This window comes from Candidatus Sulfotelmatobacter sp. (assembly GCA_035498555.1).
Taxonomy (GTDB): Bacteria; Eisenbacteria; RBG-16-71-46; order RBG-16-71-46; family RBG-16-71-46; genus DATKAB01.
This window is the reverse complement of the sequence record DATKAB010000107.1, coordinates 1-18,263: the sequence shown is the minus strand read 5'-3', so window position 1 is coordinate 18,263 and position 18,263 is coordinate 1. Positions and strand designations below refer to the sequence as shown.

The following is an 18,263-nucleotide window of genomic DNA, read 5'->3' as shown; positions in this document are numbered from 1 at the left end:
TTCGCCGGGATCCGCGGACAGGCAAAGACGCGGGTACGCGGTTTGCTCCCGCGCGTGAGGATGGCCGGCTCCAATCGCCGGCATTGAAGAGAGGAACCCATGCCGATCGCCGGAATCGTCAGCGCCGCCCAGTCGCTGGGCTTCTACCTGAGGCTCCAGGAAGTGACGGCCAACAACCTCGCCAACGCCAACAGCGATGGCTACAAGGCCGACCGCCTCACGGCGCATCTCGTCAAGGACCAGCCGCACGCGGTGCCGGTCGAGACCACCGATCTCGCCCAGGGGTCGCTGCGCGAGACCGGCCGCCCGCTCGATCTGGCGCTCGAGGGCTCGGGCTACTTCGTGGTCGGCACGGCGCAGGGCGAGCGCCTGATCCGCGGGGGGTCGATGCATCTCGACGGCGACAGCCGGCTCACCGACGCGCACGGCAATCCGGTGCTGGGGGAAGACGGCCCGCTCGTGCTCAACGGAAGCCATGTCGAGGTGCAGCGCGACGGGCTGATCGTCGTCGACGGCTCGGTGGCCGGAAAGCTCCGGCTGGTGGACGTCGAGGATCCGAAGTCGCTGCGCAAGGAAGGCTACGGGAAATTCGTGAGCACCGAGACCCCGCATCCGGTCGACGACGGCAAACTCTCGATTCGCCAGGGAGCGGTCGAGGACGCCAACCTCGATCCGGTGCTGTCGATGGTCGACCTGGTCGCCATCCAGCGCGCCTATTCAGCCAGCGCGGACTGCGTGCGGTCGCTCGACGGCGTGCTCGGCACCATCACCAACGAAGTGGGACGGGTGCAGTAGCCGTTCCCCGGAAGGAGAGAATCATCCATGAACTCGAGCCTCAGGACTTCCGCGAGCGGCATGATGGCGCAGCAGCGGATGATCGACGTGATTGCGAACAATCTGGCCAACGTCAACACCACCGGCTTCAAGCGCAGCCGCGCGAGCTTCGAAGACGTGCTCTACGAGACCGTGGCGGCGGCGCGTTCGGTGGGCGATAACAACAACGAGACCATCGGGCCCATCCAGTTCGGCAAGGGTGTTCGCATCGCCGGCGTTCTGCGGCTGCACACCCAGGGCACTCCCGAGCAGACCGGTCGTCCGCTCGACCTCGCGCTCGACGGCGACGGCTTCTTCCAGGTCCAGCGGCCCGACGGCACCATCGCCTACACGCGCGACGGGAGCTTCTCGCTCTCCGAGAGCGGCACGCTGGTCACCAACGGCGGCAACGTGGTCCAGCCGGGCGTGATCATTCCGCAGGACGCGACCACCATCAGCGTCGGCGAGGACGGCACCGTGAGCGTGATGACCGCGGGAGCGTCGAGCCCCACCGACGTCGGCAAGCTCGAGCTGGCGCGTTTCCTCAATCCCAACGGCCTCTCGGCGATCGGGCAGAACCAGTACGTCCAGACCGACGCATCGGGCGAGCCGATCACCGGTTTCGCCGAGGAAGAGGGGTTCGGTCGCGTACTGCAGGGCACGCTCGAGTCGAGCAACGTCGAGATCGTTCAGGAGATGACCGACATGATCGCGGCGCAGCGCGCCTACGAGATCAACGCGCGGGCGATCAGCGCCGCCGAGCAGATGATGCAGGCGACCAATGACCTCATCCGCTGACCGGGTGATCGCCGCCACGGCGCTCGCGCTCGCGCTGTTCGCGGGCGTCGCCGCCGGCGACGCGCCGCCCGGCGCGCCCGACGCCGGCGCGCCCAAGCCGGACGTTCTGCCTTCGGTGTTCGAGCAATCGGTGCGCCGCGAGGTCGCGAGCCGGTGGTCGGTTCCCGAGGATCAGGTGGCGCTCGAATGGACCCGCGCCGCGACCGCCGCGGCCGCGCGCCTCGGCGAGTCCGACGCGCGGGTGCGGCTGCTCGGCGGCGACGGTGGCTGGTTCACGGTGGTGGCCGGTCCGGCCGGCGACCCGCTCGCCCTGAGGCTGCACGCCGGAGTCAGCACCACGGTGCAGGTCGCGACCCGGGCGATGGCGGTGGGAGAACGGCTCGGCGCGGCGGATATCGGCGAGGAGACGCGCGTGCGCTTCGGCCCGCCGGCTGCTCCGGGCGAGCGCCAGCCCGGCGTGGGCTGGGAAGTGCGGCGTCCGGTGAGAAGCGGCGAGCCACTGGCGTGGCCCGCGATTGCGCCGCCGGCGGTGATCGAGAACGGCAAGCCGGTGTCGGTGCTGTGGGAGCGCGGCGGAGTTCGCGTGCGCCTCGACGGCGTCGCGCTCGGCGACGCGCGGCTCGGCGACGTCGTGGGCGTGCGTGTTCAGCACCGGCAGGGACGTCTCAGCGGCATCGCGGTCGCGCCCGGCGTGGTGCGGCTGGACGGGAAGGAGCAACCATGAAGATCGCCCGTGAATCCGCGCGCACGCTGGCCGCGGCGCTCGCGCTCGTGCTGCTCGCCGCGGTCGGCGTTCGCGCCGCGCGCGCTCAGAACGATGTCGCCGCCACTCCGGCGCCGGCGACACCGCCAGTGCGAACTCTGGCCATGGCGTCGTGGACCTCGGATCGCATGCCGCTCAGGCCCGGCGATCTGCTCACCGTGGTGGTGAGCGAGAAGACCCAGTCGCAGGAGCAGGTGAGCCAGGTGTCGAAGGCCGACCGCAGCCAGAAGGGCACGCTCGACGCCACCGCCAACGGAACCACCGCGGTGGGCGAGACTCACGTCGCCACCGGGCTCACCGGTCAGTCGAACGACACCGGCGAAGCGAAGCGACTCGGCAATCTCACCGCCACGCTGACCGTGAAGGTGGTGGCGATCACACCCGAGGGACTCGCGCAGATCGAGGGCAGCAAGAAGGTGACGGTCGACGGCCGCCCGCAGACCGTGACGCTGAAGGGTCTGGTGCGCCCGCAGGACGTGACCGGCGGCAACCGCGTGGACTCGAGCCGGATCGCCGACGCCGAGATCCTCTACACCGGGAAGAAGATGGGTCCGCGGAATGGATTCATCGGCAAGCTGATCGGAGCGATCTGGCCATGAGCGATCGCGCCTCTCACGCGCTTCCCGCGGCGCTGGCCGCGACGCTCGTCCTGGCGTGCCTCTGGACATCACTCGCGCTCGCCGCTCCGGCGCGCGTCGGCGATCTGACCCAGCACGCCGGAGAGACGCCGGTGCGCCTGGTCGGCTATGGCCTGGTGACCGGGCTCGACGGCAGCGGCGATCGCGCCTTTGGCGGCATCGGCTCCCAGACGCCGACGGTGCGCTCGATCGTCAATCTGCTCCATCGCTTCGACATCGACGTCCCGCCCGATCATCTTCGCCCGCGCGACGTCGCGGCGGTGCTGGTGACCGCCGAGATTTCTCCGTTCCTGAAACCCGGGGGCCGCTTCGAAGTGCAGGTCGCGGCGCTCGGCGACGCGACCTCGTTGCGCGGCGGGGTGCTGTGGATGACGCCGCTCGCCGCCGGGCCCGATCAGCCGGTGCTGGGGAGCGCGCAGGGGCCGCTCTACGTTTCGAGCAACGGCGACACGCGCTCGTACTGGCAGCGCGCCAATGCAGGACGCATTGCCGAGGGCGGCATCCTCGAGGCCGAGGTCCCCGGAACCGGTGGAATCCCCGACAGCGTGCTGGTGATGCGCCAGCCCAACCTCGTCACCGCGCAACGGGTTGCCGCGGCGATCAACGCCTCGTTCGGGGCGGGCACCGCGAAGGTGCGCGATCCCGGGGCGGTGGCCCTCAACCCCGGACCCACCCGAGCCGAGACTTACCTCGAGTTCCTCGCCGCCGTGGACACCCTGATGGTGACGGCCGAGGAGCCCGGGAAGATCGTAATCGACAGCCGTGACGGCACCGTGGTCGCCGGAGGCGACGTACGGGTCGGCGCGGCGGTGGTGACCCACCGCGGCATCACGCTCCAGATCGGAGGGAGCGGCAGCCGCGCTGAAGCGACGGGGCTGGTGCGGATGGACCCGCCTGCCGCGGTGGAAGACGTAGCAGCGGGACTGCACGCGGCCGGCGCGCGTCCCGACGACCTGGTCGCGATCTTCGAGGCGCTGCGTTCGGCCGGCGCGCTGAGCGCCCCGGTGGTGGTGCGATGAAACCGCTGCCGGGAGTGGGCGAAATCGGCAGGGGCGCCTCGAATCCGGCGCCCGAGAGCCAGCACGCGAAGCTTCGCAAGGCGTCGCACGAGCTCGAGGGCGTGTTCGTGCAGCAACTGTTCGCGGCGATGCGGGAAGCGACGCCGTCCGACGACCTGATGGGTGCATCGCAGGGGGAGAAGATGTTCACGTCCATGCTCGACGACGCGATGGCCGGCCAGGCCGCTCAGCGCTTCGATCGCGGACTGGGCGAGGCGCTCTACCGCCAGCTCAGCCGCAGCCTGCCGCCCGAAAAGGACGGGAGCGGCTCCGCGCCGTGAGCCCGACCCTGGAAGGCAACATGCAGCTCGACGAGTCGTCGCCGGAGGCCTGGCCGCAGTTGATGGAGCGCGAGGTCGCGCTGCTCGGCGAGCTGCGCGACCAGCTGCTTCGCCAGCGCGAGGCGGTCGTCAAGAACCGTGTCGTTGACGTGAACACGGGCGCCGACGACATGCAGCGCCTGCTGCTCACGCTCGACGCTCTGCGCCATCGGCGTCAGGAGCTGGCGTCGCGGTATCCGGCGTCGCCGGCACGCGCGGCCGAGCTCGAGCCGTCGCAGCAGCGCGTACGCGCCGCGGCGCTCGAAGTCGCGCGGATCGCGGCCGTCAATCGCGAAGTGCTGCAGCGCATCATGGCCTCGGGCGAAGCGTTCCTCCAGGAACTGTTCTCGTCGCTGGGCGGGGCTCCCACCTACGGGCCGGGCGAGCGGGGCGAAGAGCGCCCGTCGCCGGGCTGTCTTTTCGATCGGAGGGGATGAGATGTCACTGATCAGCCTGCTCAGCATTGCCCGCTCGGCGCTGCTCGAGCAACAGCGCGCGATGGCGGTGACGTCTCACAACGTCGCCAACGCCAACACGCCCGGCTACACGCGCCAGCGGCTCGATCTGGTCTCGGAGACGCCCGATCAGTCGCCGTGGGGCGCGATCGGCCGCGGGGTGACCGACACCGGCATCACGCGGATCCGCGACGCGTTTCTCGACATCTCGGTCCGGGGCGACTCGGGATCGCTCGGCAACGCGCAAACGCGCTTCGACCTGCTCAGCACCGTCAACAGCGCGCTGATGGAGCCGTCGGATTCGAGCATCGGCGCCGCCTTCGACGGCATGATGCAGTCGTTTGCCGATCTCGCCAACGATCCCACCAGCGGCCCGCAGCGCGAACTGACCCGCGCCGCGGCGCAGCGATTCGTGGATCAGATGCATCGCGTCTCGGGCTCGATCGACCAGGCGCAGCAGGAGGGCATTTCGCGCCTGCAGAGCCAGGTGAGCGACGTCAACCAGCTCGCCGACCAGCTCGCCCAGCTCAACAACAAGATCGCCGGCTCGGGCGCCGCCAACTCACCCGACCTGATGGATCAGCGCGACAACCTGATCGACCAGCTCTCGACCTACGGCAGCGTTCAGGTGACGCCGCAGTCCGATGGCAGCGTCAACATCAGGTTTGGCGACGTCTCGCTGGTCGAAGGTGGCCAGTCGCACTCGCTCTCGGTGGTCCCGGTGGGCGGCGGTTGGGGCGTGGGTACCACGCCGACCGGTCCCGCGGTCAACACCGGCGCCGGCAGCCTGAGCGCGCTCACCGACCTGGTCACCCACACGCTGCCCGGCATGAAGGCGCAACTCGACGCCTTCGCCAACGCCGCGGTGACCCAGGTCAACAATCTGCACCGGCTCGGCTACACGCTCAACGGCTCGACCGGCGTGGACTTCTTCGATCCGGCCGGCACCACCGCCGGCAACATTCAGCTCTCGGCGGCCGTGCAGGGTTCGACGGATCAGATCGCGGCTGCCAGCACCGCCGCGCCCGGCGACGGCAACACCGCCCTCGCCCTGTCGGCTCTCGGCAATCAGCAGATCCTGTCGCTCGGCGGCAAGACCATGCGCGAGTACTACAACGGCTTCGCCGCCGACATCGGCGCGGGCGTTCAGAACGCCGATCAGGATGTCAGCGTGCAGCAGACGCTTCGGGATCACGACGACGGGCTGCGGCAGAGCGTCGGTGGCGTGTCGGTGGACGAGGAGATGGTGAACCTGATCGGCCAGCAGCAGGCCTACTCGGCGGCCGCCAAGATCGTCACCGCGGCCGACACCATGCTCCAGACCCTGCTCAACATGACCACCGCGACCGGGGCGTAGCCGAGAGCGGTCAGCGAATCGCCTCCAACCTTGGGGCGCTGAACCCCCAGGCCGGCAACTCGAGATCGAGGCCGCGCCCGGCAAGCACCTCGCCGTCACGATCGCGAACCGAGTCACTGAGCGTGTCGCTCAGCCGCCAGCGTCGTCCGGCGAGATCACCGAAGGGCAGACGAGCGAGGCACTGGCTCGCGTGGTCGGAGTAGTTCACGGCCACGATCAGGCGCTCGGCGCTCTCGCCTTCCCAGGCGAACGCCACGAAGCAGTCCCAGGTCCAGTTTCCTTCCCACGCCGGCGCGCACTCGAGCAACCGCCAACGGCCCTCGCGCACCAGTGGCCGGCGGAGCAGATCGAGCAGCCGCAGATAGAAGTGGTTGAGCTCTTGATTCGTCGGTTCCTCCGGCGCGCGAATCAGATGCGGCGAAATGCGAACCGTGCGGCCCTCGAGCTGCCCCTGATGCAGGAAGCGCATTCCGGGCGCGAGAAAGGTGATCAGCGCGGCAGCCTGATGCTGCCCCGAGGCGAAGGTCGCGGCCGCGCGCGGCTCGTCGTGATTCTCGAGGAAGCGCGCCAGCTTGTTCTGGTAGTCGAGCTCGGCCATCAGGTGCTCGCGCACCGGGCGCGCGACTCCGGCCCGCAACCGATCGTACAGGCGCTTGTCGTAGGTGTAGTCAAAGCCCTGCTGCTGCAGCGTCCACTCGAGATCCCAGTAGGCCTCGGCCATGAGGCAGAAGCCCGGCGCGCGTTCGCGCACCGCCCGGATCGCCTCGGGCCAGAACGGCTGCGCGCGGGCACCCCAGGTGCGCTCGAACACCTCGGGCAGCACCAGCATCGCCATGTCGCAGCGCACCCCGTCGCATTGGCCCGCGATCTCGAGCAGCTCGCCGCGCATGGCGGTCTGGGTTTCGGGATTCGCGTAGTCGAGCTGCAGCGTGTCGGGCCAGCCGGGAAAGTTCGGATCGCGGCCGTGGGCGAGCAGCTGATCCCCGCCGGCGCGCTTCACCCACACGTAGTTGCGGGGCTCGCGCGCCAGATCCAGCTCGGATCCGCGGACATAGTATTCGGGGTGACTCTCGACCCAGGGATGATCGAGCGCGGTGTGATTGGGAACGAAGTCGAGCATCAGGCGAATGCCGCGACTGCCCAGCCGTTCGCGCATCCGGGCCAGCGCCGGCCCGCCACCCAGCGGCTCGGCCACCGTGTAGCCGGCAACCGCGAACCCCGAACCGCCGATGTCATCTTCGCGCAGATCGGGCAACGTCGCCTGGAACTCCCGGCGCCACCCGGCATGTTCGCGCGCCACCTTTCGGCCGGCGGGCCCGGTTCTCCAGACGCTCAGCAGCCACACCCAGTCGAAGCCCAGTGATGTGATCGAGTCGAGCTCGGCGTCGGGTACGTCGTCGAGCGTGGCGGCGCGCCCCAGAATTCGGGATCGTGCCGCCAGCCAGACGCGCGTATTGATCTGAAGGAGCGACGGATAGCGGGGCCGCTTCACATCGGATCTCTCAGCCGCCGACCACTCCGGCCGGCTCGCGGTGCTCGCCGGTCGTGGTTTCGACGACCGCGGCCGCCTTCCCCAGCTCGAGCACCTGCTCGGGTGTCGTGGTGGCGAACAAATGCATCAGTCGAGCGATGATGCCGGTCCAGCCGGTCTGATGACTGGCGCCGAGCCCCAGGCCGCTGTCGCCGTGGAAGTACTCGTAGAAGGTGATGAGATCACGCCAGTGCGGGTCATCCTGGAACTTCGCGGTTCCCCCGTTGACCGGCCGGTGCGCGTCCCGGTCGCGAGTGAAGATCGTGCCCAGGCGGCGCGAGATCTCCTCGGCCACCTGGTAGAGCGTCATCTGCCGGCCGGAACCGGTCGGGCACTCCACCTTCAAGGCGTCGCCGAAGTACGTGTAGTACTGGAGCAGCGCGCGCACGATCAGCGCGTTCACCGGCATCCAAATCGGTCCCCGCCAGTTGGAGTTCCCGCCGAACATGCCGGAGTCGGATTCCCCGGGCAGGTAGTCCACCCGGAACTCGCGGCCGCCCACATCGAGCACGAACGGATGCTCGGCGTGGAAGCGGGAGAGCGACCGGATGCCGTAGGGGCTGAGGAACTCATTCTCGTCGAGCATCTTCGCCAGCACGCGACGAAGCTTGTTCTCGTTCAGCACCGAGGCCAGCCGGCGATTGGCCACGCCGGGCCGGGTCGGATCATGCATGAAGGCCGTCAGCTCGGGGCGCGAGTCGAGGAATTCCCGCAGTCGTCGCGCCATCTCGGGGAACTTCTCGCTGAACTTGCCCTCGAACACCGTGACCGCGCACAGCGGGAGCAGGCCGACCATCGAGCGGACTTTCAGCCGCTGGGCGCCCCCATCCGGCAGCCTCAGGACGTCGTAGAAGAAGCCGTCCTCCTCGTCCCACATGCCGGTGTCGCCACCGGCGTGCACCATGGAGGACGCGATCCACAGGTAGTGTTCCACGAACTTGAGCGTCAGCTCGCCGTAGGCGGGCTTCACCATCGCCAGCTCGACCGCGATCTCGAGCATGGTCTGGCAGAACAGCGCCATCCACGCGGTGCCGTCGGCCTGCTCGAGATAGCCGCCGGTCGGCAGCGGCGAGCTGCGATCGAACACGCCGATGTTGTCGAGGCCGAGGAAGCCTCCCTCGAACACGTTGTTCCCGGAGCGATCCTTGCGGTTCACCCACCAGGTGAAGTTCAGGAGCAGCTTCTGGAAGGAGCGTTCGAGCCAGCCGTAATCCACCCGACCGCGCCGGGCGCGCTGAAGTCGGTGGGTGAAGATCGTCGCCCAGGCATGGACCGGCGGATTGACGTCGCTGAAGTTCCATTCGTAGGCCGGAATCTGCCCGTTCGGATGGAGATAGCGATCCTGAAGCACCAGCGAGAGCTGCTCCTTTCCAAACTCCTCGTCCACCAGGGAGAGCGCGATGACGTGGAAGGCCAGGTCCCAGGCGGCATACCAGGGGTACTCCCACTTGTCGGGCATCGAGATGATGTCGGCGTTGTACATGTGGTGCCAGTGGTCGTTCCGGGAGTTGCGCTGCCCGGGCTTGAACGGATCCACGCCCCGCTCCTGGAGCCACCGGTTCACGTCGTAGTAGAAGTACTGCTTGGACCACAGCATGCCGGCCAGCGCCTGGCGCATCACGTTGCCCGCATCGGGGCCGATCGAGGCCGGGATGACCGAGGCGTAGAATTCGTCCGCCTCCTTGCGGCGAGCCTGCATCGTGGATTCGAATTCATCGCCGAAGGGTTCGGTCGCGGGGTGGGCCGCATGCTCGGCGCGGGCCCGACCCTTTGCCGCGCGCGCCGGCACGTCCGGCTCGCTCAGTCGCAGGCGCAGAGTGTGGGAGCCGCGGCCGGGGACGGTGATCGCATAGTGCGCCGCGGCCTTGGTCCCCTCGTGCTTCGGATTCACGGTGCCGCGCTGGTCGTGCACGATCGCGTCGTGGATCCCGTCCTTCACGAAGGGCGTGCGATTGGGAACGCCGGCCAGTCGCTCGGTATTGGTCTCGTTCTCGGTGAACAGCAGCTCGGGCGCGCCCTCGCAACGGAGCAGCCGCTGACCCATCTGCGCATGGGAGGCCTCGATCGTGGCGTGACCCGCAGTCTTCGCGAGGCCTCTCAGCGACGGGCGCGGAACGTCGACGCCCCACGACCAGGTGTTGCGAAACCAGAGCGTGGGGATCACGTGCAGCACCGCGGAATCCGGCCCGCGGTTCTGCACCGTGATCTGGACGAGAATGTCCTCGGGTGACGCCTTCGCGAACTCGACGAACACGTCGAAGTAGCGATCGTCATTGAAGACGCCGGTGTCGATCAGCTCGTACTCGCCCTGGTCGCGGCCTCGCGAGTGGTTGGTCGCGACCAGCTGGTCGTAGGGATAGGCCGCCTGCGGGTACTTGTAGAGGTACTTCATGTAGGAGTGGGTCGGGGTGGAGTCGAGGTAGTAGTAGTACTCCTTCACGTCCTCGCCGTGATTCCCCTCGCTGTTGGTGAGCCCGAACAGGCGCTCCTTGAGGATGGGGTCCTTCCCGTTCCACAACGCCAGCGCCAGGCAGAGCCGCTGCTGGTCATCCGAGAATCCCGCCAGCCCGTCCTCGCCCCAGTGGTAAGCGCGCGAACGCGAATGATCGTGGCTGAAGTAGTTCCAGGCGTCGCCGGAATCGCTGTAGTCCTCGCGCACGGTGCCCCACTGCCGCTCGCTCAAGTACGGGCCCCACCGCTTCCATGGAATCTCCCGCTCCCGCGCCTCTTCGAGTCGCCTGGCTTCCGCCTTCATTGGGTCCTCCTTGCGGCGCGGGCGGGCATGGCACTCACGCCTTGCCGGCGCTCACTCTTCCTTCTTCGAGCAAAATGAAAGTACGCGGCCACGTTCAGCGAGTTGATCCCCACCGCGATCGTGTTCCACACGATCACCGGCCGCGACAGGATCAGCAGTCCGTAGTAGAGCCACACCAGCTGGAAGACGGCCGTGATGGCCGCCATTCTCGGGTTCATGCCCTCGCTCGAGCGGCGCTTGAGCATCGCCAGCAGATCGGGGAGGGCGGCCAGCGTCGTTCCGAGGCCGGCGACGAACCCCACCAGCTCCTTGAGCTCGACGCGGGCCAGAAACACCCTCACCGGATGCTTCACCGCCAGCTCGGCGCAGCCTGCCAACGCGACGACCAGGAGAGTGAAGGGAAGGGTCTTGCGCAAGGGCGTCTCCTCGAATGGATGGTCGAAGCCCTGGGGTAGCGACAAGCATCACGCAAGCTCCACGCCGAGCGCAGCCCGGATCCGCCTCGCGAATCCTAACGCTCGCAACGGCAAACGGATCACCCTTTCGGAGGGCGGGGCTCCGGCGGGCTCGGAACGCGGTGGGCCTGACAATCTGGCCGCGGCTCTGCCGAGGCCGGCAGTCGGACCGGTCGATTGCGGAGGATTGTTTCAGCGTTTCCGGACGGGGCCTAGGCCACCTTGTCGATCTTCACGCACGCGCCGTGGAGCAAGGGCTCGACGCGATGCCGGCGCAGCAGGGATTCGATCGCCGCGGCGCCGAGGCGCGTGCCGCGGGCGAGCAGCTTGATGCCCGAGGCGGTGTAGAGATCGTCGGCGAGCACCATGCCGGTCTCGAGCGAGGCGATCGGGATCACGCGCCGGTCGGTCTTCTCGCTCGCCCCGGCGCCCGCATCCACCACGCTCTCGAGATGCACCAGCACCAGCGGGTCGTAGCGCGCGGCCTTGTGCTCCATCAGTCTCGCCATCACCTCGGCGGGGCGGGCGCCCCGGCCGCCCTCCAGCTCGCCGTCGTAGTCGAGCACCGCGCGCAGGATTCGGCTTCGCAGCGGAATCTGTCCCTGCAGAAGGTGACTCGGCATCCCGGTGCCGTCCCAGTTCTCGAACATCGAGCCGACCACCTCGGCGGCCCCCTTCAATCCCTCGACGCGATCGAGGATGTCGCGCGTCGCGACCGCCACTGCCCAGGCATCGGTGCCGACGGTCGAATGGCTTTCGGGAGTGATCATCACCAGCCGGCCCAGCTCGTAGAGCCGCGCGGCGATGTCGAGATCCTTGCGCAGCTCCGACGGCACCGAGAACTTGTCGGCCACGCGGTCGGCGAGCCTCGCGACTCGGATGCCGCGATCGGCGGCGCCCGGCAGGCTCATGTCGAGGATCGACACCAGCAGCTTCATGAGCTGCTCGAATCGCTCGCTGAGCTGAACGTGGAGGCGCTCCATCTCGTCGCGATCGAGCCTGAGCCGATCGTAGGCGCGCTTGAGCCGCAGCATGCCGCGCACCTTGGCCAGCACGCTCGCCACGTCCACCGGGCGGCGCAGGAACTCGTCCACTCCGCGCATCAACGCTTCGTGCCGGCGGTCGCAGTCGCCGGCGTCCGACACCATGACGATGATGCCGCGCTCGTCGGCGCGATGATGGAGCTGGCGCGCCAGCGCCCAGTCGTCGGCGGCCAGCAGCCCCGAGCCGGCGATCGTGAGGTCGGGTGCTTCCTGCTGGCAGGCGCGCATCGCGTCGAGGGCGTCGCCAGCCAGTGTCAGCTGGATGCCGGGCTCGCTGCCGAGCGCCTCGCGGTACACCGCGATCGCCGCGGGGTCGCTCTCCGCGACCAGGACTCGCGCGCGCGCTTCGCTCATGTCGACTCCGTCCGGTGGACGCCGATCGAGTCGGGAGACGGCAGCGAGGGCCGGGGTCCGATCAGTACCGTGATGGTGACGCGCCGGTTGCCGGCCGCGAACGGATCCTTGGGCAGGCGGAGATCGTGGTCGGCGTGGCCGCGCACCTCGGCGATCTTGTTCATGGACAGACCATGCTGCACCAGGATGCGACGCGCGGCGTTGGCGCGATCGGAGCTCAGCTCCCAGTTCGAGTAGCCGCTCGAATCGGCGTAGGGGCGCGCGTCCGTGTAGCCGTCGACGCGCACCTGATTGGGCATCTTCGCCAGCTCGCCGCCGAGCAGCGAGATCACGGCGCGGCCACGCGCGCTGGGGTTGCCCGAGCCGGTTTCGAAGAACACTCCGTTCGGATCCTCGATCAGCTCGATGTTGAGGCCCTCGTCGGTCAGCGTGAGCTGCACCTGATCCTTGACCGATTCGAGCTCGGGCGCATCCTCGATCTTCTGCTCGATGTCGCCGGCCAGCTTCTGCAGGCGGTCGCGGCGCAGGTCGAGCACGTCGATGTTGCGCAACACGCGCGGCGTCGAGGCCTGCGCGCCCTCACCAGGCAGGATCGAGCTGCCGAACTCGTCGGCGCGGCCGAGCGGGTCCTGGAAGTAGCCGGCGATCGCCGATTTCACGTCGGAGCTCTGGCTGATCAACCACAGCACCAGGAACAGCGCGAACATGGCGGTCATGAAGTCGGCGAACGCGACCTTCCAGGCGCCGCCGTGATGACCGGATCCGTGGCCTTTCTTCCGGATGATGATCCGGACCGGAATCTCGCGGTCCTTGTTCGCCATCGACTACTCCGCGCCGGCCTTGGCCTTCAGGCTCTTACAGGCGGTTTCCATCTCGGTGAACGACGGGCGATCTTCGGCGTAAATGGTGCGGCGCGCGAACTCCACGGCCACGATCGGCGGGAAACCCTTGGCGAACGCCACCACGCTGGCCTTCATGAACTGGTAGAACCGCGCTTCGGCCTGATTGAGATTGTCGAGACCGTTCGAGAGCGGGCCGATGAATCCGTAGGCGAGCAGCACACCCAGGAAGGTTCCGGTGAGCGCCGCGGCGACGTGCTCGCCGATCTGTTCGATCGGGCCGGCGATCGCGCCCATCGTGACCACGATGCCGAGCACCGCGGCCACGATGCCGATGCCCGGCAATCCGTCGCTCATCCGCTGCAGCGCCGAAACCGGACGCGCCTCCTGCTCGTGATGGACGTCGATCTCGCTGTCGAGCAGCATCTCGAGATCGTGCGGCGGCACGCTGCCCACCAGCACCAGGCGGAGCGAGTCGCACAGGAACTCGATCGCGTGATGATGCTTGAGCACCCTGGCGTACTTGCGGAACACCGCGCTCTTGTCGGGACCCTCGATGTGCGATTCGATCGCGACCAGGCCGTCGCGCCGCGCGATCTGGAACAGCTCGAACATCATCTTGAGCGCGTCGAGGTAGAGGCCGCGGCCGAAAGGCGAGGGCTGGATGATCTTGCCGACCCGGCCGGCCAGTCCGGCCAGCGTGCTGGGCGGCGTCGAGATGAGCAGGGTTCCGAGCGCCGTGCCGCAGATCACGATGATCTCGGAGACGTGGAAGAGCGCGGCCAGCTGGCCGCCGGCGACGGTGAAGCCGCCGATCACCGAGCCAACCACCACGATGAGACCGATGAGCGCGATCATGCCTGCCCGCAAAGATGAGTGTGGCGGCCTCCGGCGACTCGAGTTGCCGGAATCCACCGGAATCGTCGGTCCCTGGCCAGGACCCTGTGCTTCCCGGGAGTTATCGGCCGGAAGGCCGATCAGCGCGAGGAGGTTTCGCCCGGCGTGCTACCGGCGGCGGGCGGCGCCGGGGCCCTGGAGGTGCTGGAAGCGTCCGAAAGGCTTGGGAGCTTCGGCTGATGGCGCGCGAGCCAGGCTGCAAAACGCAAGAGCGCCGAGGGGGAGAGCTCGAGCATGTCGGCCTGGGCGTGGGTCGAGAGCGTCGAGGCCTCGACCTGAGCGGGGCCAGGCGCGGGGCCGGCGGCGGCCGGCGGGCCGGCGGTCGGCGGCAGAGCGGGCGTCGGGGGCGTGCTCGGACCGGCCGGTGCCCCGCGGAGCAACAGCCCTCCGAACTGCGCAATGTCCCGAACCAGAGGTCCAATTCCGAGCGACATTCAGGTGCCTCCATGGCGCGCGGTAAGGGTTCTTCAGTCTCGGCTGCTCCGCTCCGAACTTGAGGCCCGCCGGGGAGGGCTCAAGCCGGCGAGGCTAGTTGCCGAAAGTCATTGGAGATAGGGAAGGAGCTCCCCGTGACCCTGAGACAGGTTGGCACCCCGAAGCCCTCGCTCTCCCGCAGCATTCGGGATGCCGTCAACGCCGGCAAGCTCACGCTGCCGCCGATGCCCCCGGTGGCGGCCAAGGTGCTCCGGCTGTTGCGTGAGGATTACAACGGCCCGGTCGGACCGCTGGTGGTGCTGCTCAGCAGCGATCCGGCTCTGACCACGGCGATCCTGCGCGTGGCGAACTCGGCGATCTTCGGCGGACTCGGCGAAGTGTCCGACCTGCGCATCGCGATCGCGCGCCTCGGCGTGCGCGAGGTGACGGCGATCGTGACCATGGTGGCGCACAAGGCCAACTTCGTGTCGGACGATCCCGAGAAGCAGGCGATTCTGCACGCGCTGTGGGATCACTCGATCGTCACGGCGCAGGGCGCGCGACGGATTGGCACGGAACGCGGCGTGGATGGCAGCGATGCGTTCCTCGCCGGGCTGCTCCACGACACCGGAAAGCTGCTCCTGTTCCGAGCGTTCGATCGCCTGCTCGCCGAGGGCCAGGGCCAGAAGCTCACTGCCGCCGCGCGCGACGAGCTGATGGAGACCCTCCATCCCGAGCTCGGACACCACGTGCTGTCGGACTGGCGCATCCCCGAGAGCGCCTGCCACGTGGCGCTCCATCACCACGACGCCGAGCCACCGGTCGACGATCGCCTGCTGCTGTGCGTTCAGGCGGCGAACTCGATCTCGCGCAAGATCGGCGCCCACACCCACCCGAGTCCCGAGCTGAATCTACTCGAGGTGCGCGCGATTCAGCGCCTCGAGCTGACCGACGCCGTGCTTTCCGAGCTGATGTCGGAGCTGGTCGGCGACCTGGAGCACCTGAGACAGCTGCTCTAGAGCGGTAAGGTGGCGCGGGGTGTGTCAGGCGCGCCCGGCCGGCAGGGCTAGGCGGCCTTGGGCTGGCTCTTCGGCTCGACCCGCGGCAAGCGGATCGTGAACGTGCTGCCCTTGTTCGGCTTGCTCTCCGCGCTCACGGTGCCGCCGTGCGCCTCGACGATGCCGCGCACGATCGCGAGCCCGAAGCCAAGGCCGGACGACTTGAACTCGAGCGACGAGGACGAATGGTGCTCGCGCGAGTCGCGCAGCAGCAGGCTCCGGTCGAAGAGGCGGCTCAGCTTGTCGGCCTCGATGCCTACGCCGGTGTCGCGCACCTGAACCGTCAGATGGCCGTGCTCCTCGAAGGCCTTCACCTCGACGCGACCGCCATCGGGAGTGAAGCGGATCGCGTTGCCGATCAGGTGCACCAGAGCCTGAGTGATCATCGGCGGATCGATCCACATGTTGCCGAGCTTGTCCTCGACCTTCCGCTTCACTTCCACCTTGCGGCCGGAGGCGGTGGTCATGGCCTGGGCGCAGGATTGGTCGATCAGGCTGGTGACCGGGTAGGGCTGAGGATTGACGACGATGCGCTCGCCCTCGACCTGCGCGACGTGAGTGGCCTCTTCGGCCACCTGCGTGAGCTGGCGCAAGCAGTCCGCGATCGCGCTCAAAGCCTGCGTCTGGCGGGGTTCGAGCGAGCCGAGGCTGCCGTCGGCGAGCAGATCACGGTAGCCCTGGATCACGCTGATCGGCGTGCGCAGCTCGTGCGAGGCCACGCTGATGAATTCGCTCTTCAGTCGCGCAGCCTCCTGCAGGCTGCTCACGAACGCGCGCTCTCGTTCTCGCATGTCGCGGAAGCGCTGGGCCAGGTAGCCGATCTCGTCGTGATTCTTCACCTCGATCGGCCAGTCGAAATTGCCACGCTCCATCTCCTGCGCGCTTCGCACCAGCTTACCGATCGGGCGCGTGATCTCCTCCGACAGCACGAACCCGGTGAACAGCGCGCCGAGCACGGCCAGCACGGCGAGCAGGCCGAGGTCCAGCTGCATGCGGTGCAGGAATTCGATCTCGGGGTCGTACGACCGCTGCATGACGTAGAGCTCGCTCTCGCCTTCACTCGCGCCGGGGATGCGACCCGCCAGGGTGAGCCAGGTCGAGGACTTGCCCTTCACCTTGATCACGCCGGTCGCGGCCAGCTCGCCGGCCGAAGTGCCCAGACCCTTGATGCGTTCGAGCAGGGCTTTGCGATCGGCGGGCTCCGTCAGCGTGGTGCCGGTGATCCGTCCGTCCGAAATGAACGTGACCTCGCTGCGCATCTGGGTGCGGAGTTCGTTCGCGAGCCCGTCGCCGATCTGAGCGCCGAGCAGCAGCGCCCCCACGATCCGCCCGTCGGCGCGCACCGTCGTGCACGCGGCCTGGAAGTGGTCGTCGGTCTGTACCAGCACGCCGGCGGCGAGATGGCCGCGCAGCGAGGCTCGCACCATGGCCTCCCGGGCCTCGCGGCTGCTGTGGCTCTCGCCCACCGAAGCCAGCAGTTTTCCGTTCCGGTCGAACACCTCGAACAGGTCGGTGCGCGTGATCTTGTTGAAGTCGCGCGCCATCCCCTTCACGGTCGCGATGAATCGCCGATCCTGCTGCGAGGGGCCGAGCATCACCAGCGAGAAGAAGCGCGGATCCTGGGCGATCACCTGAGCGCCGCCGACCAGCGCCCGCTGGCGCACCGCCAGCATGCTCTCGAACACCGACGCGCTGTGGCGAAGGTTTTCGTGGATGCTGGTCGAGTCCACGTGCTGTTGCACGTTGCGATGGACGGTGATGTAGGCGGCCAGCCCCAGCGTCAGCGGGGTGAGCACGGTGATGACCAGAATCCGCCCGCGCAGGCTGGTGCGCATCACGGGAACGCCAGATCCACGTCGAGGACGCCCTTCTTCGGCAGCTCGATCTCGCGTGATTCCTCTCCCATCGACGGGTGCCAGAGGCGCAGCCGGTAGCGGCCGGCGGGAAGCCTGGGCAGGTCGAATTGTCCGAGCGAGTCGGGACGCGCAAAGGCGTGATTCGGCGTCACCATCACGAAGCCGATTTCCTTGGGATGGATGTCGCAGTGGAGGTTGATCACGCCGGGCCGATCGAAGGCGACGGTGTCCATGGTGCCGGGGCGGATCTTGCCGAGATCGAAACTCTTGGCCCTGGAGACGCTGAAGGTGTTGTGCCAGATGCCGTCGAGGTTCTGGACCTCGACGTTGCTGCCGGCGGCCACCGCGGTCACGCGCGGTGTGTAACGGCTGTTCATCAGCACGATTCGGTAGTTGGCGCGGTCCCGCGACTTCCGCTCGCGCTCGGCGAGCTTCTTCTCCTGCTTCGCGGGAATGCTGTCGAGGTAGACCACGACCTCGCGCATGCCGGGCTCGGCGTGCAACACCGGCATCGGGGTCAGCGGGTGCCCGGAGGGCGCGGGGTGGCCGGGTTTCGACGACGCCAGATAGTTCTCGTTGCGCCGCTTGGAGTTCTTCTCCGCCGCGATTTCGGCGCGCGCCTGCTCGGCGCGCTGCGCTTCGGCGCGGGTCGGCCACACCACGCCGCGGAGCACGGCGTCCGCCCGGCATGGAGCGGCGAGCAACGCAAGCGCGGCGATCAGGAGCAGCTGTCGTGACAGGGCCAAAGAGACTCCCATCCCTGGAAGAGGGGGGTGGACCCCGTCGAGCCCGGCCCGGCGGGGTCGACGGAGTTTTCGGCACTCCGGCGGTCGGTCTGGAGCGCCTTTTCCGGCCGGCT

At 68.4% G+C, this 18,263-nt stretch carries 18 protein-coding genes; 9 read left to right on the top strand and 9 right to left on the bottom strand.

The window, feature by feature from the left end; all coding sequences use genetic code 11:
• Positions 1-99: 99 nt before the first annotated feature.
• Genes VMJ70_09675 through flgK form a run of 8 tightly spaced genes read left to right on the top strand, consistent with a single transcriptional unit; the run spans position 100 to position 6,202 of the window.
• Positions 100-795 carry a flagellar hook basal-body protein gene (locus VMJ70_09675; GenBank protein HTO91389.1) on the top strand — a complete coding sequence of 232 codons (696 nt, stop codon included), beginning with the start codon at positions 100-102 and terminating at the stop codon, positions 793-795.
• 27 nt (positions 796-822) lie between these two features.
• Positions 823-1,611 (top strand): flagellar basal-body rod protein FlgG, encoded by a 789-nt coding sequence (flgG, locus tag VMJ70_09670; protein ID HTO91388.1) that lies wholly within the window; start codon positions 823-825, stop codon positions 1,609-1,611.
• Complete coding sequence (gene flgA, locus VMJ70_09665) at positions 1,595-2,335, top strand: flagellar basal body P-ring formation chaperone FlgA (GenBank protein HTO91387.1); 741 nt, start codon at positions 1,595-1,597, stop codon at positions 2,333-2,335. The genes flgG and flgA overlap by 17 nt, the downstream gene beginning before the upstream one ends.
• The gene (locus VMJ70_09660) at positions 2,332-2,973 is read left to right on the top strand and encodes a flagellar basal body L-ring protein FlgH (protein HTO91386.1); all 642 of its coding nucleotides are present in this window, start codon (positions 2,332-2,334) and stop codon (positions 2,971-2,973) included. The genes flgA and VMJ70_09660 overlap by 4 nt, the downstream gene beginning before the upstream one ends.
• A complete protein-coding gene (locus VMJ70_09655; protein HTO91385.1) occupies positions 2,970-4,031 on the top strand; it encodes a flagellar basal body P-ring protein FlgI in 1,062 nt (353 codons plus the stop codon). Before VMJ70_09660 ends, VMJ70_09655 begins: the two co-directional genes overlap by 4 nt.
• Positions 4,028-4,351, top strand: coding sequence for a rod-binding protein (locus tag VMJ70_09650; protein ID HTO91384.1), 324 nt, complete (start codon positions 4,028-4,030; stop codon positions 4,349-4,351). Before VMJ70_09655 ends, VMJ70_09650 begins: the two co-directional genes overlap by 4 nt.
• Complete coding sequence (gene flgN / locus VMJ70_09645) at positions 4,348-4,827, top strand: flagellar export chaperone FlgN (protein ID HTO91383.1); 480 nt, start codon at positions 4,348-4,350, stop codon at positions 4,825-4,827. The genes VMJ70_09650 and flgN overlap by 4 nt, the downstream gene beginning before the upstream one ends.
• Position 4,828: 1 nt before the next feature.
• Positions 4,829-6,202: a flagellar hook-associated protein FlgK gene (gene flgK / locus VMJ70_09640; GenBank protein HTO91382.1), complete on the top strand. Its 1,374-nt coding sequence runs from the start codon at positions 4,829-4,831 to the stop codon at positions 6,200-6,202.
• A 10-nt stretch (positions 6,203-6,212) separates the two neighbouring features.
• On the opposite strand, the gene VMJ70_09635 is transcribed toward flgK, so the two are convergent.
• From VMJ70_09635 to VMJ70_09605, 7 genes are all read right to left on the bottom strand, one after another.
• On the bottom strand, positions 6,213-7,694 hold the full coding sequence (locus VMJ70_09635) for an alpha-amylase family glycosyl hydrolase (GenBank protein HTO91381.1): 1,482 nt from the start codon (positions 7,692-7,694) through the stop codon (positions 6,213-6,215).
• A gap of 10 nt (positions 7,695-7,704) precedes the next feature.
• Positions 7,705-10,488: a hypothetical protein gene (locus VMJ70_09630; protein HTO91380.1), complete on the bottom strand. Its 2,784-nt coding sequence runs from the start codon at positions 10,486-10,488 to the stop codon at positions 7,705-7,707.
• Positions 10,485-10,904 carry a SemiSWEET family transporter gene (locus VMJ70_09625; GenBank protein HTO91379.1) on the bottom strand — a complete coding sequence of 140 codons (420 nt, stop codon included), beginning with the start codon at positions 10,902-10,904 and terminating at the stop codon, positions 10,485-10,487. Before VMJ70_09625 ends, VMJ70_09630 begins: the two co-directional genes overlap by 4 nt.
• Positions 10,905-11,155: 251 nt before the next feature.
• A complete protein-coding gene (locus VMJ70_09620; GenBank protein HTO91378.1) occupies positions 11,156-12,340 on the bottom strand; it encodes an HD domain-containing phosphohydrolase in 1,185 nt (394 codons plus the stop codon).
• The gene (locus VMJ70_09615) at positions 12,337-13,161 is read right to left on the bottom strand and encodes a flagellar motor protein MotB (GenBank protein HTO91377.1); all 825 of its coding nucleotides are present in this window, start codon (positions 13,159-13,161) and stop codon (positions 12,337-12,339) included. Before VMJ70_09615 ends, VMJ70_09620 begins: the two co-directional genes overlap by 4 nt.
• Before the next feature lie 3 nt (positions 13,162-13,164).
• Complete coding sequence (motA, locus tag VMJ70_09610) at positions 13,165-14,037, bottom strand: flagellar motor stator protein MotA (protein ID HTO91376.1); 873 nt, start codon at positions 14,035-14,037, stop codon at positions 13,165-13,167.
• A 119-nt stretch (positions 14,038-14,156) separates the two neighbouring features.
• On the bottom strand, positions 14,157-14,510 hold the full coding sequence (locus VMJ70_09605) for a hypothetical protein (GenBank protein HTO91375.1): 354 nt from the start codon (positions 14,508-14,510) through the stop codon (positions 14,157-14,159).
• A gap of 135 nt (positions 14,511-14,645) precedes the next feature.
• Here VMJ70_09605 and VMJ70_09600 point away from each other — a divergent pair, with 135 nt between their 5' ends.
• Positions 14,646-15,509, top strand: coding sequence for an HDOD domain-containing protein (locus VMJ70_09600; GenBank protein ID HTO91374.1), 864 nt, complete (start codon positions 14,646-14,648; stop codon positions 15,507-15,509).
• A 47-nt stretch (positions 15,510-15,556) separates the two neighbouring features.
• On the opposite strand, the gene VMJ70_09595 is transcribed toward VMJ70_09600, so the two are convergent.
• On the bottom strand, positions 15,557-17,383 hold the full coding sequence (locus VMJ70_09595; GenBank protein ID HTO91373.1) for a HAMP domain-containing sensor histidine kinase: 1,827 nt from the start codon (positions 17,381-17,383) through the stop codon (positions 15,557-15,559).
• Positions 17,383-18,150: a hypothetical protein gene (locus VMJ70_09590; protein HTO91372.1), complete on the bottom strand. Its 768-nt coding sequence runs from the start codon at positions 18,148-18,150 to the stop codon at positions 17,383-17,385. Before VMJ70_09590 ends, VMJ70_09595 begins: the two co-directional genes overlap by 1 nt.
• Between the last annotated feature and the right edge of the window lie 113 nt (positions 18,151-18,263).

Bases quoted from the DNA above. Each gene is read 5' to 3' on its own strand.
- VMJ70_09675 (HTO91389.1), top strand. From the start codon at position 100: ATGCCGATCGCCGGAATCGTCAGCGCCGCCCAGTCGCTGGGCTTCTAC.
- flgG (HTO91388.1), top strand. From the start codon at position 823: ATGAACTCGAGCCTCAGGACTTCCGCGAGCGGCATGATGGCGCAGCAG.
- flgA (HTO91387.1), top strand. From the start codon at position 1,595: ATGACCTCATCCGCTGACCGGGTGATCGCCGCCACGGCGCTCGCGCTC.
- VMJ70_09660 (HTO91386.1), top strand. From the start codon at position 2,332: ATGAAGATCGCCCGTGAATCCGCGCGCACGCTGGCCGCGGCGCTCGCG.
- VMJ70_09655 (HTO91385.1), top strand. From the start codon at position 2,970: ATGAGCGATCGCGCCTCTCACGCGCTTCCCGCGGCGCTGGCCGCGACG.
- VMJ70_09650 (HTO91384.1), top strand. From the start codon at position 4,028: ATGAAACCGCTGCCGGGAGTGGGCGAAATCGGCAGGGGCGCCTCGAAT.
- flgK (HTO91382.1), top strand. From the start codon at position 4,829: ATGTCACTGATCAGCCTGCTCAGCATTGCCCGCTCGGCGCTGCTCGAG.
- VMJ70_09630 (HTO91380.1), bottom strand. From the start codon at position 10,488: ATGAAGGCGGAAGCCAGGCGACTCGAAGAGGCGCGGGAGCGGGAGATT.
- VMJ70_09620 (HTO91378.1), bottom strand. From the start codon at position 12,340: ATGAGCGAAGCGCGCGCGCGAGTCCTGGTCGCGGAGAGCGACCCCGCG.
- VMJ70_09615 (HTO91377.1), bottom strand. From the start codon at position 13,161: ATGGCGAACAAGGACCGCGAGATTCCGGTCCGGATCATCATCCGGAAG.
- motA (HTO91376.1), bottom strand. From the start codon at position 14,037: ATGATCGCGCTCATCGGTCTCATCGTGGTGGTTGGCTCGGTGATCGGC.
- VMJ70_09605 (HTO91375.1), bottom strand. From the start codon at position 14,510: ATGTCGCTCGGAATTGGACCTCTGGTTCGGGACATTGCGCAGTTCGGA.
- VMJ70_09595 (HTO91373.1), bottom strand. From the start codon at position 17,383: ATGCGCACCAGCCTGCGCGGGCGGATTCTGGTCATCACCGTGCTCACC.